This is a genomic window from Pseudogracilibacillus auburnensis (genome assembly GCF_003201975.1).
GTDB classification, from domain to species: Bacteria; Bacillota; Bacilli; order Bacillales; family Amphibacillaceae; genus Pseudogracilibacillus; species Pseudogracilibacillus auburnensis.
This window is the reverse complement of the sequence record NZ_QJJQ01000011.1, coordinates 39,406-54,936: the sequence shown is the minus strand read 5'-3', so window position 1 is coordinate 54,936 and position 15,531 is coordinate 39,406. Positions and strand designations below refer to the sequence as shown.

At 35.1% G+C, this 15,531-nt stretch carries 14 protein-coding genes and 1 other annotated feature; all 14 genes read left to right on the top strand.

Annotation, left to right across the window (positions count from 1 at the left end; genetic code table 11):
- The first annotated feature begins 178 nt into the window (after positions 1 to 178).
- The gene (locus tag DFR56_RS14670) at positions 179 to 1,222 is read left to right on the top strand and encodes a glyceraldehyde-3-phosphate dehydrogenase (RefSeq protein WP_110396199.1); all 1,044 of its coding nucleotides are present in this window, start codon (positions 179 to 181) and stop codon (positions 1,220 to 1,222) included.
- A 319-nt stretch (positions 1,223 to 1,541) separates the two neighbouring features.
- Positions 1,542 to 2,003: a transcriptional regulator NrdR gene (nrdR, locus tag DFR56_RS14665; RefSeq protein WP_110396198.1), complete on the top strand. Its 462-nt coding sequence runs from the start codon at positions 1,542 to 1,544 to the stop codon at positions 2,001 to 2,003.
- 267 nt (positions 2,004 to 2,270) lie between these two features.
- Entirely contained in the window at positions 2,271 to 3,614 is a 1,344-nt protein-coding gene (locus DFR56_RS14660) for a replication initiation and membrane attachment family protein (RefSeq protein WP_110396197.1), read from the top strand.
- Between the two features lie 21 nt (positions 3,615 to 3,635).
- Complete coding sequence (gene dnaI / locus DFR56_RS14655) at positions 3,636 to 4,568, top strand: primosomal protein DnaI (RefSeq protein ID WP_110396196.1); 933 nt, start codon at positions 3,636 to 3,638, stop codon at positions 4,566 to 4,568.
- A gap of 432 nt (positions 4,569 to 5,000) precedes the next feature.
- Positions 5,001 to 5,837 (top strand): sporulation protein YtxC, encoded by an 837-nt coding sequence (gene ytxC / locus DFR56_RS14650; protein WP_110396195.1) that lies wholly within the window; start codon positions 5,001 to 5,003, stop codon positions 5,835 to 5,837.
- A 726-nt stretch (positions 5,838 to 6,563) separates the two neighbouring features.
- Positions 6,564 to 8,501 carry a threonine--tRNA ligase gene (gene thrS / locus DFR56_RS14645; RefSeq protein WP_110396194.1) on the top strand — a complete coding sequence of 646 codons (1,938 nt, stop codon included), beginning with the start codon at positions 6,564 to 6,566 and terminating at the stop codon, positions 8,499 to 8,501.
- A 113-nt stretch (positions 8,502 to 8,614) separates the two neighbouring features.
- Positions 8,615 to 8,742 (top strand) — a sequence feature (ribosomal protein L20 leader region).
- A gap of 241 nt (positions 8,743 to 8,983) precedes the next feature.
- Positions 8,984 to 9,487, top strand: coding sequence for a translation initiation factor IF-3 (infC, locus tag DFR56_RS14640; RefSeq protein WP_110396193.1), 504 nt, complete (start codon positions 8,984 to 8,986; stop codon positions 9,485 to 9,487).
- Positions 9,488 to 9,525: 38 nt separating this feature from the next.
- Complete coding sequence (gene rpmI, locus DFR56_RS14635; RefSeq protein ID WP_110396192.1) at positions 9,526 to 9,720, top strand: 50S ribosomal protein L35; 195 nt, start codon at positions 9,526 to 9,528, stop codon at positions 9,718 to 9,720.
- A gap of 118 nt (positions 9,721 to 9,838) precedes the next feature.
- Positions 9,839 to 10,195 carry a 50S ribosomal protein L20 gene (rplT, locus tag DFR56_RS14630; RefSeq protein WP_110396191.1) on the top strand — a complete coding sequence of 119 codons (357 nt, stop codon included), beginning with the start codon at positions 9,839 to 9,841 and terminating at the stop codon, positions 10,193 to 10,195.
- A gap of 340 nt (positions 10,196 to 10,535) precedes the next feature.
- Positions 10,536 to 11,021 (top strand): dUTP diphosphatase, encoded by a 486-nt coding sequence (locus tag DFR56_RS14625; RefSeq protein ID WP_110396190.1) that lies wholly within the window; start codon positions 10,536 to 10,538, stop codon positions 11,019 to 11,021.
- A 19-nt stretch (positions 11,022 to 11,040) separates the two neighbouring features.
- Positions 11,041 to 12,126: a M42 family metallopeptidase gene (locus DFR56_RS14620; RefSeq protein WP_110396189.1), complete on the top strand. Its 1,086-nt coding sequence runs from the start codon at positions 11,041 to 11,043 to the stop codon at positions 12,124 to 12,126.
- Positions 12,127 to 12,205: 79 nt separating this feature from the next.
- Entirely contained in the window at positions 12,206 to 13,423 is a 1,218-nt protein-coding gene (gene dpaL, locus DFR56_RS14615) for a diaminopropionate ammonia-lyase (protein WP_110396188.1), read from the top strand.
- A gap of 171 nt (positions 13,424 to 13,594) precedes the next feature.
- On the top strand, positions 13,595 to 14,710 hold the full coding sequence (locus DFR56_RS14610; protein ID WP_110396290.1) for a YibE/F family protein: 1,116 nt from the start codon (positions 13,595 to 13,597) through the stop codon (positions 14,708 to 14,710).
- Positions 14,710 to 15,483 carry a YibE/F family protein gene (locus tag DFR56_RS14605; RefSeq protein WP_110396187.1) on the top strand — a complete coding sequence of 258 codons (774 nt, stop codon included), beginning with the start codon at positions 14,710 to 14,712 and terminating at the stop codon, positions 15,481 to 15,483. The genes DFR56_RS14610 and DFR56_RS14605 overlap by 1 nt, the downstream gene beginning before the upstream one ends.
- Positions 15,484 to 15,531: the final 48 nt, after the last annotated feature.

Below are 15,531 nucleotides of genomic sequence, written 5' to 3'. Positions count from 1 at the left end.
AAAAGGTTTGCTCCTTTTTTATTCCATCTCAATAAATGGAAGATGGAATAGTAAATATGGAAAAAGGATAAAATAAATTACGAAATTATACACATTTGATAGCACATTTTCCGTTAAATGTGTTATACTAATTATGAAATATATTGAATCAGTGTAGCACATATTGGGAGGACTATACATGAGCAAAACTCGAATTGCCATTAATGGATTTGGAAGAATTGGACGAATGGTATTTCGTCAAGCTATTTTAGATGAAAATATTGATGTCGTAGCAATTAATGCAAGTTATCCTGAGGAAACATTAGCACATTTGATTAAGTATGATAGTGTCCATGGCATTTTTGAATGTGATATTAACATTTTAGAAGACGGCTTTGAAATAAATGGACAAAAAATTTTACATGTAAACTCTCGTGAGCCGGAAAGATTACCATGGTTAGAAAATGATATTGATATCGTAATTGAAGCAACTGGAAAATTTAATTCAAAAGAAGGAGCAAGTCGTCACTTACAAGCTGGAGCAAAAAAAGTGATTATAACAGCTCCTGGAACGAACGTTGATAATACAATTGTTCTTGGAGTAAATGAAGACACGTATGATCCAGAAACAGATCATGTCGTTTCAAATGCATCTTGTACGACAAACTGTTTAGCCCCGGTAGTAAAAGTATTAGATGAAAACTATTCGATTATTAATGGATTAATGACGACTGTTCATGCATATACGTCAGATCAACAAAGCTTGGACAACCCGCATAAAGATTTACGTCGAGCACGTGCATGTGGTCAATCAATCATTCCAACTTCAACCGGTGCAGCAAAAGCATTAGGTGAAGTATTACCACATTTAAACGGAAAACTACACGGGATGGCATTACGTGTACCGACGCCAAATGTTTCATTAGTTGACTTAGTTGTTGATGTGGAAAAAGAAGTAACGGTTGAAGAAGTAAACAATGTTTTTAAGGAAGCGGCAAATGGGAAGATGAGCGGTATTGTTCAATATAGTGATGAACCACTTGTATCGATCGATTATGCTACAACAGATTATTCGGCAATTATTGATGGGCTTTCTACTATTGTAATGGAAGATAAGAAAATTAAAATTTTAGCTTGGTATGATAATGAGTGGGGTTATTCCGCAAGGGTTGTTGATTTGGCGAAATTTGTCGGAAAATCAATTGAACAAATAGAATTGAAAAATAAGGTTAAAATTTCATAAATTGTCGTCCAAAAAAGTTGTCTTTCATAGGACAACTTTTTCTTGTTTGAATACAGTTTTATGATGAGTTTTTCACGTATATATGTCCTTTATCCTAAAAGGTAAAAGGTTCCTCCAAAGGCTAAATCCCTTTTTTCTTTGTAAGATCAAGTTCATTGTCATATTATCTTCTACAACAATGACTAATTTTTCATAGATAAACGTTGGACAAAATACCCATCCTTTTCAATCATTATGGAAATCGTCTAAAACATGATAAACTATAAGAATATAGAATGGACGTTAATTGGTTTCGAAAGATGAATGGGGTTGAAAGTAAATGAACTGTCCAAAATGTTACCATAAAAATTCACGTGTTCTCGATTCAAGACCTTTTGAAGACGGAGATGCTATTCGAAGACGACGAGAATGTGAACGATGTGGATTTCGTTTTAGAACGTTTGAGCGAAAAGAAGAGACGCCGTTAATTATTGTGAAAAAAGATGGGACAAGACAAGAATTTAATCGTGATAAGCTAATTAGAGGACTTATGAGAGCTTGCGAAAAGCGGCCAGTTACAATTGAAGAAATTGAACAAATTGCTCTTGATGTAGAGCAAGAAATACGTAATTCAGATAAACCCGAGATTAATAGTCAACATATCGGGGAAATGGTATTAGAAAGATTATCTGAAATTGATGAAGTAGCGTATGTACGGTTTGCTTCTGTTTACCGTCAATTTGAAAATATTAATGTCTTTTTAGACGAATTAAAAGAGATTTTAGCAGATAAGAAAGCATAAATCCTTTCTTACCGCTCACTTGTTAAAAGCGCGACGTCCTGGGACTTGCATACTCGTTGCAATTATCATTGTACATCGTAAGTGCAGCTTTTGTTCTCGCAGTAAAGAATTAGTCAATAAGTTCATCCACCTTATTTACATACGTGCAACATCACCTCTGCCGGCGTCTATCGGCTCGTCAATCGGTGTGTTTTCTTTAACGTATGTCAAGTTTTCTAACAATCAAAAAGCCAAAGTAAAAAGTCATAAATAGAAAGGGTGAGAGGAATGCAACATTTTGGAAAAATCTTACCTGTTGACGGATATGAAGTAAGACTTGAAAAAAGTCTACCATCTGATTACTTACAATCATTAATGCATTTATATCAACCGTTACTAGGAATAGAGGCTGTTAGTTTATATCAACTACTCATCCACGAAATTGATTTTTATTCTGAGGTTCAAATACAAACACATCATACATTAATGAATTATTTAAATTTACCGCTAGATCGAATCTATGGAGCAAGATGTAAGCTGGAAGGAATCGGATTGTTAAAAACATTTCAAGAGGAAACAGAAGAAAGAGTCTGTTATACATATCTTTTACAAATTCCATTTAGTCCTGAGCAGTTCTTTCAGGATACGATGCTATCAGAATTATTGTATCGACATATTGGCAAGTCGAAGTTTACGTCATTAAGGAAATTTTACACAAAAAGAGAAAAGCAACTATCAGGTCAAAATATTACTGTCTCTTTTAATGATGTATTTCAGACGTTTCAACCAACAAACAACCATCGTCCGCCAGCTCCGTTTCCAAAAGAAAAAACAATCGGAGTTCCAGTAGAACAGATCGACTTTTTACCACTTAAACAAGCATTGAAGCGGAAAATGATTCCAGTAGATAAAGTATTAACTGAAAAAAACAAAATGATCATCACACAGTTAGTACATTTATACGAACTGGAAGCGTATGAAATAGAAAATGCTCTTACTTGGGCATTAACGGATGAAAATAAGTTAGATGTAGAGCAGTTTAAAGCAGCCTGCCACGATTTATTTCAAACGAAACACAATGTCGCTGAAGTAAAATTGTCCGTGAAGCAAGCTGTGCAAAAGCCTGAACAACAAAGAACGTTAACGAGAGAAGAAAATCTTATCGAGATATTTGAAACAATTTCTCCTAAACAATTACTAGAAGATTTATCTGCGGGACATAATGCATCAGAGCAAGATATGAAAATGATTAGTGAGCTTATGATTCGTCAAGGTTTACCAGCTCCTGTCATGAATGTACTGATCCATTACGTTTTGTTACAGTCGGATATGAAACTATCAAAAGCATATCTTGAAAAGATTGCTAGTCATTGGTCGCGAGCACAGTTGAAATCTGCAAAAGAAGCGGTTGAATTTGCTAAAAAACAGACAGAACAAGCGACAAAGCCAAAGCCACGTAAAAGCTATTCTCAGAAGAAAAGATCGAACGAAATTATTCCTGACTGGTTCAAAGAAAGAGAAGAGCAGAACAAGGAAGGAAGTAATGAAGAGGTTGTATTAACGAAAGAGCAAGAACAAGAAGAAGCGGAAATGATAGCCTTATTACAAAAGTATGCGCAAAAAAATAATTAATGTTTCAAAGGAATGATCGAAATGAAGCCGATTCAGTCTTCGTTACAAAGATGGATCAATGATAACGATGCTTTTAAACAAAGGCTAGAGGGGATGAAAAAGGAAATATTGAATCATCCTGAAATTAGGCTTTTTTTAGAAAAGCATCCACAAATATCAGATCAAGAAATCACAAAACGACTGAACAAGCTGTATGAGTACATTACACAGTCTATTCAGTGTGAACGTTGTACAAGCTATAATGCTTGTAAAAATATGTTGCAAGGGTATTCACCAATTTTGCAATATGTAAATAATGAGATCCATCTGTCATATGAAAAATGTACAAACCATTTGCGTTTTGAGAAGATGGAACAAAAACAAAAGCTCATCCAAAGTGTTTATATGCCAAAAGAAATTTTGCAAGCTCGTATGAGTAATATTTATCCTGATTATCATCGGACATTGGCATTAAAAGAAGCGGATGATTTTTTGGAGGCGGCTAAAAACAGTTTACCTGAAAAAGGATTATTTTTTACCGGCCCTTTTGGAGTCGGTAAAACATACTTACTTGGCGCTATCGCAAATGAACTACAGGAAGACAATATTTCTTCTATGCTTATTTATATGCCAGAATTTGTTCGGGAAATTCGGGAAGCGATTCAAGATAATACGGTGCAAAAAAAGATTAATATATTTAAGCAAGCTGATGTGCTGATGTTGGATGATATTGGTGCGGAAACTTTATCGGCATGGTTTCGAGATGAGGTGCTTGGATCGATTTTACAATATCGCATGATGGAGAAGCTGCCTGTATTTTTCACTTCTAACTATACGATGAAACAACTCGAAAATATTTTAGCTACTTCGACAAAAGGAGAAGTGGAAAAAGTAAAAGCTGGCCGGATCATGGAACGAATTAAACAAGTTAGTAAAGAAGTAAAAGTAGCAGGAAAAAACCGTAGAAATGAATAATGGTAAGGTATGGGTATTCGCCGAATTCGAGTGAATATCCTTTTTTGATGGATAAGAAGGAATAAAACATTCTGGATGCATAATTGTAACATTTAAGTTCTTATTAACGGCTTGTCAATCGGTGTGTTTTTTTTCGTCAAGAAAACTAGCTCTCCGCTAGCTTACTTACATAAGTGCAACATCGCCTAGCCACCGCCTTACCGGCTCGTCAATCGGTGTGTTTTCTTTAACGATAAGTCAATTTTGTTAAGGATGAGCTTAGATAAAAGTTAACTTATTTTTTTCATAGATCTTTGTCCTTTTACCTATAGGTGTAGCCATTCTCATGATCCATTCATTTCAGTAATTTAGGTTCAATATATTTTACTAATCATTTTTTGCAAGCCTCGTCCATATAATGTATTACGGAGTACAGGATGAGGGTGGTATCATTTGAAAAATATTTATTTTAGGTTAGATGAGGAATTAATATATTTTTGTGAAATGCTGTTTCATATTAAAGATGAAATTTATATTCAATGGAAAAGAGACAAGGAGTGGGGCAATGAACTTTTATTAGAGGAACGTGAATTAACAGAACGTGAAATTATTTCCTCTTTAGTCGATGTTTTTATCTATTTTCGGCTGAATAGGATGATTAAAAAAATAGCTCACGATAACTATTATTACACTGATGCCGATGAGATTGAGCGAATCTGTCAATTAACAAACTGGGTCATTTCGGAAAAATATTATGAGACGTTTTTATTTGAGCATAACCGATCATTAAAAGAATATATCACTGAGTTATTAATGGCCAATATAGACCTTAGTCACCCTATACATTTCGATTCATTAGTTACTTTTAATTTAAAGCCCCTTATAAAAAGTTTGCAACGGGCGGTCGGATATGGCATTGACGAGATGAAACGGGAAGAAGATTATCAAAGCTTTATTCAATCGACTAGGGAATATATTACGAGAAGAAAAACAAAGTTAAACGAACTTTATATTGTACAAGGAGAATGTTTTTCTTTTTATAAAGCGAACGGAAAACAATATTCGTCTTTGGAATTAAGAACGTTAATGCATCAAGAACCTCTTTATTTATTAGGATTAGATGAAAACGAAATGAACTTATCCCCTGTTATTTCATTATTACCAAAAAGTATATATATTTATGGTGATCATCCATCCGAACCAAAAACATTAACATTAATTAATTTATTTCAAGAGAGAGTGCAATTTTTCCCGAAAGAACAATTTCCTTTTCATGTAAATGTAAAATAATTGCTATCATACATAATTGCTGTTATAATTTGTTTTATAAAATTTTTTAAAATATATGGTAATGATAAGGACATGATTATTTTTATAAGGACTCGCTATCCTTTGATGCAATAGAAAGAGAAAGAAGTCATTGGTTGAAAGCTTCTGCTATTGGCTGAAAATAATTACCACCTTTGAACCCTGCAATGGAAATAAGAGTATATTGTAGCGTAGCCCCGCGTTAAGGAGTAATGAAGTCGAATCATTTTTTACTGAACAATTGATTATTCAGTTTAGTATGTTGCGTTTTGCGTAATTTACTTTCGAAAATGAGGGTGGAACCACGTGTTAACACTCGTCCCTTTTTGTATAGGGGATGAGTGTTTTTAATTTGAACTGTTTTTGAAAAGATTGTTGCATTAATGAAGAAAGTACATGACGAAATGTGCATTGTGGCACGAGACCCGTAGACTGCTGATCGACTAGAAACACGTCCACGTCCTTTTACTAACGTCGACACTTTAACTTTAGTCCGTCATGGAGGAGGCGTCAGTGAGACCCTTATGTCACCTTCCTCAAGAGCGATAACAATCGTCACGTTCTTGGATTGTACTTTCGTTTTGTCCCATCAGAGAGGATTTGTGACTTCACGTCGAAGGCACTAGACGTCCTCTTGATGTGTAAAGTGTTTTCGCAACAACATTCTTGCAAAAAGAGTTTTAATTCATATATAAAGGAGTGTCTAGTATGATTACAATTGTTTTCCCAGATGGGAATGAGAAGGATTTTGAAGAAGGGATCACAGGAGAAGAAATTGCACAGTCTATTTCTCCAGGGTTAAGAAAACAATCATTGGCCATTAAATTAGATGGAGAGGTAATCGATTTAAAGCAACCTCTTCATCAAGGCGGAGCATTGGAAATAATTACGTATAAAGATGATGAAGGTATCGATATTATGCGCCATTCTACAGCCCATACGATGGCTCAAGCTATTAAACGTCTTTATAAAGATGTACAATTTGGTGTTGGTCCTGTCATTGAAGAAGGTTTTTATTATGATGTTGATATGGAAAAATCAATCACACCCGAAGATTTACCAAAAATTGAAAAAGAAATGCAACGAATCATTAATGAAAATTTAGATATTGTTCGAATGGAAGTATCCCGCGAAGAAGCGAAAGAAATGTTTGAGGAAATTGGAGACAATCTCAAGCTTGAATTACTTGAAGCTATCCCAGAAGGGGATACAATTTCTATTTATAAGCAGGGTGAGTTCTTTGATCTTTGTCGTGGAGTTCATGTTCCGTCAACGAGCAAAATTAAAGCATTTAAATTATTAAGTATATCAGGTGCTTATTGGCGTGGTGATAGTAAAAATAAACAGTTGCAACGAATTTACGGGACAGTTTTTGAAAAAGAATCAGAGCTTAAAAATCATTTACGCATTTTAGAAGAAAGAAAAGAGCGGGATCATCGTAAACTTGGAAAAGAATTAGAACTGTTTACTGTTTCACAAAAGGTAGGGCAAGGACTCCCGATTTGGCTTCCAAATGGTGCGACAATCCGGCGAATTATCGAGCGCTATATCGTTGATTTAGAAGAAAAGCTCGGATATGACCATGTATATACTCCAGTGCTTGGAAGTGCAGAACTATATAAAACGAGTGGCCATTATGACCATTACCAAGATGATATGTTCCCTTCCATGAAAATGGAAAATGAAGAATTATTTTTACGTCCAATGAACTGTCCACATCATATGATGGTGTATAAAAATAATTTATATAGTTATCGAAATTTACCTGTTCGAATTGCCGAACTTGGTATGATGCACCGTTATGAAATGTCAGGCGCACTTGCGGGACTTCAACGTGTTCGTGGAATGACATTGAATGATGCACATATATTTGCACGTCCAGATCAAATAAAAGATGAGTTTGTTCGTGTTGTAGAATTAATTAGAGAAGTGTACAAAGATTTCGGTATTGAAGATTATTATTTTAGACTTTCTTATCGTGACCCAGAAGATAAAGAAAAATATATTGATAATGATGAAATGTGGGAGATAGCTCAAACAGCCTTAAAAGAAACGATGGATGAGCTTGATTTACCATATGTAGAAGCGATTGGAGAAGCAGCTTTTTACGGGCCAAAACTGGATGTACAAGTAAAAACAGCGCTCGGCCATGATGAGACTCTATCAACCGTTCAACTTGATTATCAAGTCGCGGAACGTTTTGACTTATCCTATATCGGAGAAGACGGAAAACATCACCGTCCTGTCGTTATTCACCGTGGGGTCGTTTCGACGATGGAACGATTTGTCGCTTATTTAATTGAAGAATATAAAGGGGCGTTTCCAACATGGCTTGCACCTGTTCAAGTACAAGTTATCCCTGTTTCACCGAATGTTCATATCGACTATGCAAATGAAGTGGCAGATAAATTAAAACGGGAAGGAATCCGTGTGGAAGTGGATGTTCGTGATGAGAAAATCGGCTATAAAATTCGCGAGGCACAAACGAAAAAAATCCCATTTGCTTTAGTGATCGGGGATAAAGAAATTGAATCGCAAGGTGTCAATGTCCGCCGTTATGGACAGAAACAGACTGAATCGTTAGCGTTTGATGAATTTTTAACCGTTATTCAAAAAGAAATTGCGGGTAAAATAGGGCATAAATAAACGATCTATCACTTTTCTATAATAAAAATGCTAGAAAAAACATGGAAAATTTGACATATATTAAGGAGCATGTTATATTGTATAAGTTGAATTTAATAATTCATAAATGATCTAACGACAAGTAGGAGCACCCGCTTCTCACCTGACTAACGCAAAATTTGTAGTTGGCTGGTTTAGTTATCTTTCAAAAATTATCGAGAGACATGTGGGTGCATTCGTGTGCCCACATTTTTATTTTGGCAGATGGGAAGGTAAAAACTTTTTCTACTGCATAAGTGTAACTAAGGTTTTCGTCTAAAGGCTTGGTAAATAAGTTAATTAACTTATTCACATAAGTGCAACATCACCTTTGTCGTCGCCTATCGGCTCGTCAGTCGGTGTGTTTTCTTTAGCGATAAGCCGAGTTTACTAATAGAAAATGCTCATCATCTTGTCATTCGTGATCAAAAAAATTTCGGAGGTGGCTAGATATTAGCAAGGAAATGAATGTTAATGAAACGATTCGAGCAAGAGAAGTACGTCTTATTGATGCAAATGGTGATCAACTCGGGGTAAAATCTCGTGATGAGGCATTACAAATTGCGCAAACGAGAAATCTTGATTTAGTATTAGTAGCTCCTGGAGCGAAACCACCAGTTTGTCGTATTATGGACTACGGTAAGTATCGTTATGAGCAACAAAAGAAAGAAAAAGAAGCGCGTAAAAAGCAACGAGTGATCAATGTAAAAGAAGTGCGTTTTTCACCTGGTATTGGTGATCATGATTTTAATACAAAATTACGTAATGCTCGTAAGTTTATCGAAAATGGTGATAAAGTAAAAGCATCTGTCCGTTTTAGAGGGAGAGCAATTACACACAAAGAACTGGGACAAGAAGTGTTGGATAGACTTGCTGACGAAGTAAAAGATATTGCTTCAGTGGAGTCAAAGGCTAAAATGGAAGGCCGTCAAATGTTTATGATGCTTTCACCAATCACTGAAAAATAATGAAATGCAATGTTAGTTGTAATTGAGGAGGAAATGGAATGTCAAAAATGAAGACACATAAAGGATCGCAAAAACGTTTTAAAAGAACTGCATCTGGAAACTTAAAACGTTCACAAGCGTATACAAGCCATTTATTTGCAAATAAATCACAAAAACAGAAACGTAAACTACGTAAATCTTCTATGGTGTCAAAAGGCGATTTAAACCGTATCGACCAAATGTTACCTAGATAAGGTAATAGGAGACATCAATTACTGAAGTTTTAAGATGAATTGGCTTAAACTTTAGTGTGGATTTTTATTTATATAATCGGAAAAACATATAGGTTTGTAATTTTAGGAGGTAATGACAATGCCACGAGTAAAGGGTGGAACAGTTACACGTGCAAGACGTAAACGTGTATTAAAACTAGCAAAAGGATATTATGGTTCAAAACATAAATTATTTAAAACGGCGAAACAACAAATAATGAAATCAGGTCAATATGCATACCGTGACCGTAGACAAAGAAAACGTGAATTCCGCAAGTTATGGATCGCACGTATTAATGCTGCAGCTCGTCTAAACGATATTTCTTACAGCAAATTAATGCACGGTTTAAAAGTTGCAGGTATTGATATTAACCGTAAAATGTTATCAGATCTTGCAGTAAACGATGAAAAAGCATTCACAGAATTAGTGAACCAAGCAAAAGCTGCAATTAAATAAGTAAAAAAGCCAAATCTTGAGATTTGGCTTTTTCTATATGTTGTACAAAAATTGTGCCTTTTTCCTGCATTTTTTCGATCTTAGTAACGAATAAGTTTCTAATCTACCCTTAAAAGTGGAAATTCTGGAAAGTCGATCACGAAAAGTCTCCAATCGTACTCTCAAAATCGGAAATTCTGAAAAAAGGTTACGAATAACCCCTACCTGTACCTCTAACAGTACCCTTTATTTTTTTACAAATAATAGCTAAAACCTACTTAATCTCCTCGTTTAGCAAATAAATTAATAGAAATTAGGTAGAACATAATGTTACAATAATAAGAAGATAGGGGGAATTCCTTTGGATTGGGACACACTTTTTTCGATGCAAAAAGAGCTAGATGACTATATTGAAGATAAACATCAACTCCAAGAGACAGACACGTTTGAAGAAAGATTTCTTGCGTTGCTTGTTGAACTTGGTGAGCTTGCCAACGAAACGAGATGTTTTAAATATTGGAGTACAAAAGAGAAATCAGGTAAAACGACTATTTTAGAAGAATATGTTGATAATATTCATTTTCTTTTATCGATTGGGTTACATAAAGGGTACAAATTTTCTCAAATTGATTTCTCGATTACATATTTAAATGAAACGATGGGATTTAATCATGTATTTGAAAAATGTCTGGACTTTTATAAACACCAGACAGAAGAAAACTATCTTAATATGTTTCGTGAATATTTACATTTAGCAAAACTTTTAGGTTTTGCGGAAAAAGATATCATGGAAGCATATCATAAAAAGAATGAAGTAAACTATGAAAGACAAGAAAAAGGTTATTAAAAATCAGGAGGCAATACATATGTCAAATTTGGATCCGACGTTAACAATGCTGAAAGATTTAACAGATGCGAATGCCATTTCAGGGCATGAAAAAGAAGCACGCGATGTAATGGAAAGGTATATTAAACCATATGCTGATGAAGTTTATACAGATCATTTAGGTAGTCTTATCGCCAAAAAATCAGGAGATGAAAACGGACCGAAAATTATGGTCGCTGGACATCTCGATGAAGTTGGCTTTATGGTCACGAGAATTGATAAAGATGGCTTCCTTTATTTCCAAACAATAGGTGGCTGGTGGAACCAAGTAATGCTCGCTCAACGAGTCACCATTATGACGAAGGAAGGAAATCTTACTGGAGTAATCGGTTCTAAACCACCACATATTTTATCGGCTGAACAACGAAAAAAGCCAGTAGATATAAAGGATATGTTTATCGATATTGGTGCTTCTAGTAAAGAAGAAGCAGAAAAATTTGGTGTACGTCCAGGTGATTCTGTTGTTCCGTATTTCGAATTTACACAAATGAAAAATGAAAAAATGCTTCTTTCAAAAGCTTGGGATAACCGCATAGGCTGTGCGATTGCGATTGAAGTGTTAAAACAGTTACAAAACGAAGAGCATCCAAATATTGTCTATGGGGTTGGAACGATTCAAGAAGAGGTAGGACTTCGTGGTGCAAAAACTTCTGCCCATTTAATTAAACCGGATATCGCATTTGGAGTAGATGTTGGGATTGCTGGGGACACACCAGGAGTTTCGGATAAAGAAGCGGACAGTAAATTAGGAGAAGGACCGCAAATTATTTTATATGATGCATCCATGATATCCCATAAAGGTGCTCGTGATTTGGTCGTTGAAACAGCAGAAGAAAAGGAAATCCCTTTTCAATATTCATCAATGGCAGGTGGCGGTACGGATTCAGGAGCAATCCATCTAACAGCAGATGGGGTACCAGCATTATCGATCACGATTGCGACACGTTACATTCACTCACATGCTGCTATGTTACACCGTGATGATTTTGAACATGCGGTTACATTAATCGTTGAAGTGATTAAGAAACTTGATGCAAAAAAAGTAGAAAATGTTCGTTTAGCATAAGAAGGAAACATCGTTTGTTTAATATTAATTAAATAAGCGATGTTTTTGATAGAAAAATATACTTTTTAGGAGGGGCATATTGGAAAAAGTATTGAAAAACGATATTGCTTTTGTCAAAAATAAACACTATTCACCGACTTATAATGAAAAAGAACTTATCTATTTTAATAAAGAAGAAATAAAAAAAGTAAAGAACTTTCAACAAACACATGAGGCATATGAAAAGACTCCACTACATTCACTTGATCAACTCGCATCCTATTTCAATGTAGCGGATATGAAGATTAAAGATGAAGCTTATCGATTTGGCTTAAATGCATTTAAAGTACTAGGTGGTATTTATGCGATCGGTAAGTACATAGCTGAGCAATTAGAAGAAAATATTGATCAGCTGTCCTTTTCCCAATTAAAGGAAGTAAGTGATAAAATTGGTCAACTAACTTTTATATCAGCAACAGACGGGAATCACGGAAAAGGGGTTGCATGGGCTGCTCGTGAACTAGGGCAAAACTCAGTTATTTATTTACCGAAAGGTTCCTCACAAGCACGTTTAGATGCAATTCGGAATGAAGGTGCCGATGCTGCTATTACTGATAAAAATTATGATGATACAGTAAAAATGTGCGCTGAGTTAGCAGATAAAAACGGTTGGGTAATGGTGCAAGATACTGCGTGGGAGGGTTACGATAAAATCCCGCTTTGGATTATGCAAGGATATGCGACAATTGCCGCCGAAGCGATCGAAGAGCTTGAGGGAAATAGTGAACAGCCCCCAACACATATATTCGTACAAGCTGGTGTCGGTTCGTTTGCTGCTGGAATAGCTGGATATTTTACGCAATATTACAGGGATAATCCCCCAAAAATCATAATTGTTGAACCACATTTGGCAAATTGTTATTATCGTTCTTTTTCGAATAAGGTTGGAGAAATGGAGATCGTTACTGGCCATATGGATTCGATTATGGCGGGTCTTTGCTGTGGAGCACCAAACACTAGAGCATTTCGTATTTTATCACAATATGCGAACGCCTCTTTTTCACTTGATGATAAAGTAGCGGCTCTTGGAATGAGGATACTAGGGAATCCACTCGGACAAGATCCGAAAATTACTTCGGGTGAATCAGGTGCAGCAGTTGCAGTCGGATTACTTCATACTCTAAACGAGAAAAATGAAGTTCGAGAAGAAATCGGATTACACGAAAACTCCCGAGTTCTATGTATTAATACAGAAGGAGATACCGACTTTGATCATTATTTAGATGTCGTATGGAAAGGAATATATCCGACTCAATAATACAGTATCTTTATCCAAATTTTATCAATACACACGTTTATATGATTAAAAAAGCGTGTGTATTTTTAGTTTGTAGCGTTTTCTAACTATGGTAAAATAGCCATGAACTTTAAAATAATGATGATTCCAAAAATTTAACTCAAAATAACGGGAGGATTTAGATTGAATAGGATGATTAAAAATCTGACATACAAACATATTATTTTATTCATTATTTTCGCATTTTGTTTTATCACCTCCGTTATTTTTGTTTATCATAACTATGCATTTTATGAACGCCCAATAGCCAAAATTACCCAAACGAGTATGGAAGAAGTAACTGACATAACCGATTCATATGATAATGAAGATCAGCTATTCACTCAACGTATCGTTGCTGAAATAAAAAACGGCGATAAAAAAGGGCAGCTGATCCACTTAACGAACGAATATTCAGCATCTGGAGCCTATGATTACCCATATCAAGTAGGAAATGAAGTATTTATCGTGTTTGATAAAAATAGCAAAGAAAATACGAATTTAACCGGAAGCATAACAGACTTAAAACGTGATAAATACCTTGTAATAATCGGGTGGATTTTCATCTTTACTTTACTTATTGTCGGAAAAAAACAAGGACTCTTTGCAAGTATCAGTTTAGCAGTCAACATCATTTTATTGTCCTATACATTGGACATATATGTGAACACGAATATCAATTTACTATGGTTATGTGGGATTACGGTCATTTTATTCACCGTTCTTTCATTACTACTTGTGAATGGCTTTAATGGAAAAACATATGCGGCTATCGTTGCCACACTTTTAGGAACATTTATTGCACTACTTATAACTTATCTTGCTATGTGGGTCACAGATGAAAACGGTCTTCACTATGAGGAAATGCAATTTTTGACTAGACCTTATCAACTAGTGTTCTTGGCAGGGCTATTTATCGGATCGTTAGGAGCTGTTATGGATGTAGCCATATCCATATCTTCTGCGATGTTCGAGTTATACCAAAAAAATAAAAATATCTCAGTCAAAGCTTTAAAAAAATCAGGTTTCGACATTGGCAAAGATATTATGGGAACGATGACAAATATTCTGTTTTTTGCCTATATAAGTGGTTCTATTCCAATGCTTATTTTGTACTTAAAAAATTATTCACCGCTAGGATTTACCCTATCTATCAATCTTTCACTAGAACTAGCTCGGGCACTTGCTGGTGGTATCGGAATTGTTATTACCATTCCAATAGGCCTATATACTTCTATTTTTTTCGTTAATCGAATGAGGGAAAAATGATGAATGTTCTATTTTTACTAGCTGTCTTATTATTTTTATTAATGGTCCTAATAGGGGGAAAAAAAGGGGCACGTTCTTTTATCTCTTTGTTCTTGAACTTTGGAGTAGTTCTATTTACTGTATTTATTATGACAGATCCAAATGGTAATCCAATTATAATAACAATTTTTGCTTGTACAGCAATAAGTAGCATCAATCTTTTTTATATTAATAAAGTGAACAGTAAAACAGTCACAGCTTTTATTTCTACTGTAGTTACGATTACGATTTTAATTTTTTTTATTTATATCGTGACCAAGAAAACGATGATACAAGGTTTTGGTGAGGAAGAAATAGATGAATTAAACGTATTCTCTCTTTATCTTGGAGTTGATTTTGTTAAAATTGGGGCAGCTGTCATTATTATGAGTACGATTGGAGCTATCACCGATGTTGCTATTTCGATCACATCTCCTATGCGAGAAATTTTCCGCCATCATCCGTCCATAAGTAGAAAGGAATTATTCACATCTGGATTAACGATTGGCAAAGATATTTTAGGTTCCAATACAAATACACTTTTTTTCGCCTTCATTGGTGGATACTTGGCGTTACTCATATGGTTTAAGGATCTGTCTTACACTTTTGGACAAATTGTCAATTCAAAAATTTTCAGTGCGGAGATGATTACGATCTTTAGTGCAGGAATTGGGATTGCGCTCATTATTCCGATCTCCTCCTGGATTAATGCTTATTATTTGGTGAAAAGAAGAGAAAAGTCAGAAGGAAACTAGAAACAGACTCTTTTTTCTTTAAGGTCATAATAAATCAATAGTGTTGAA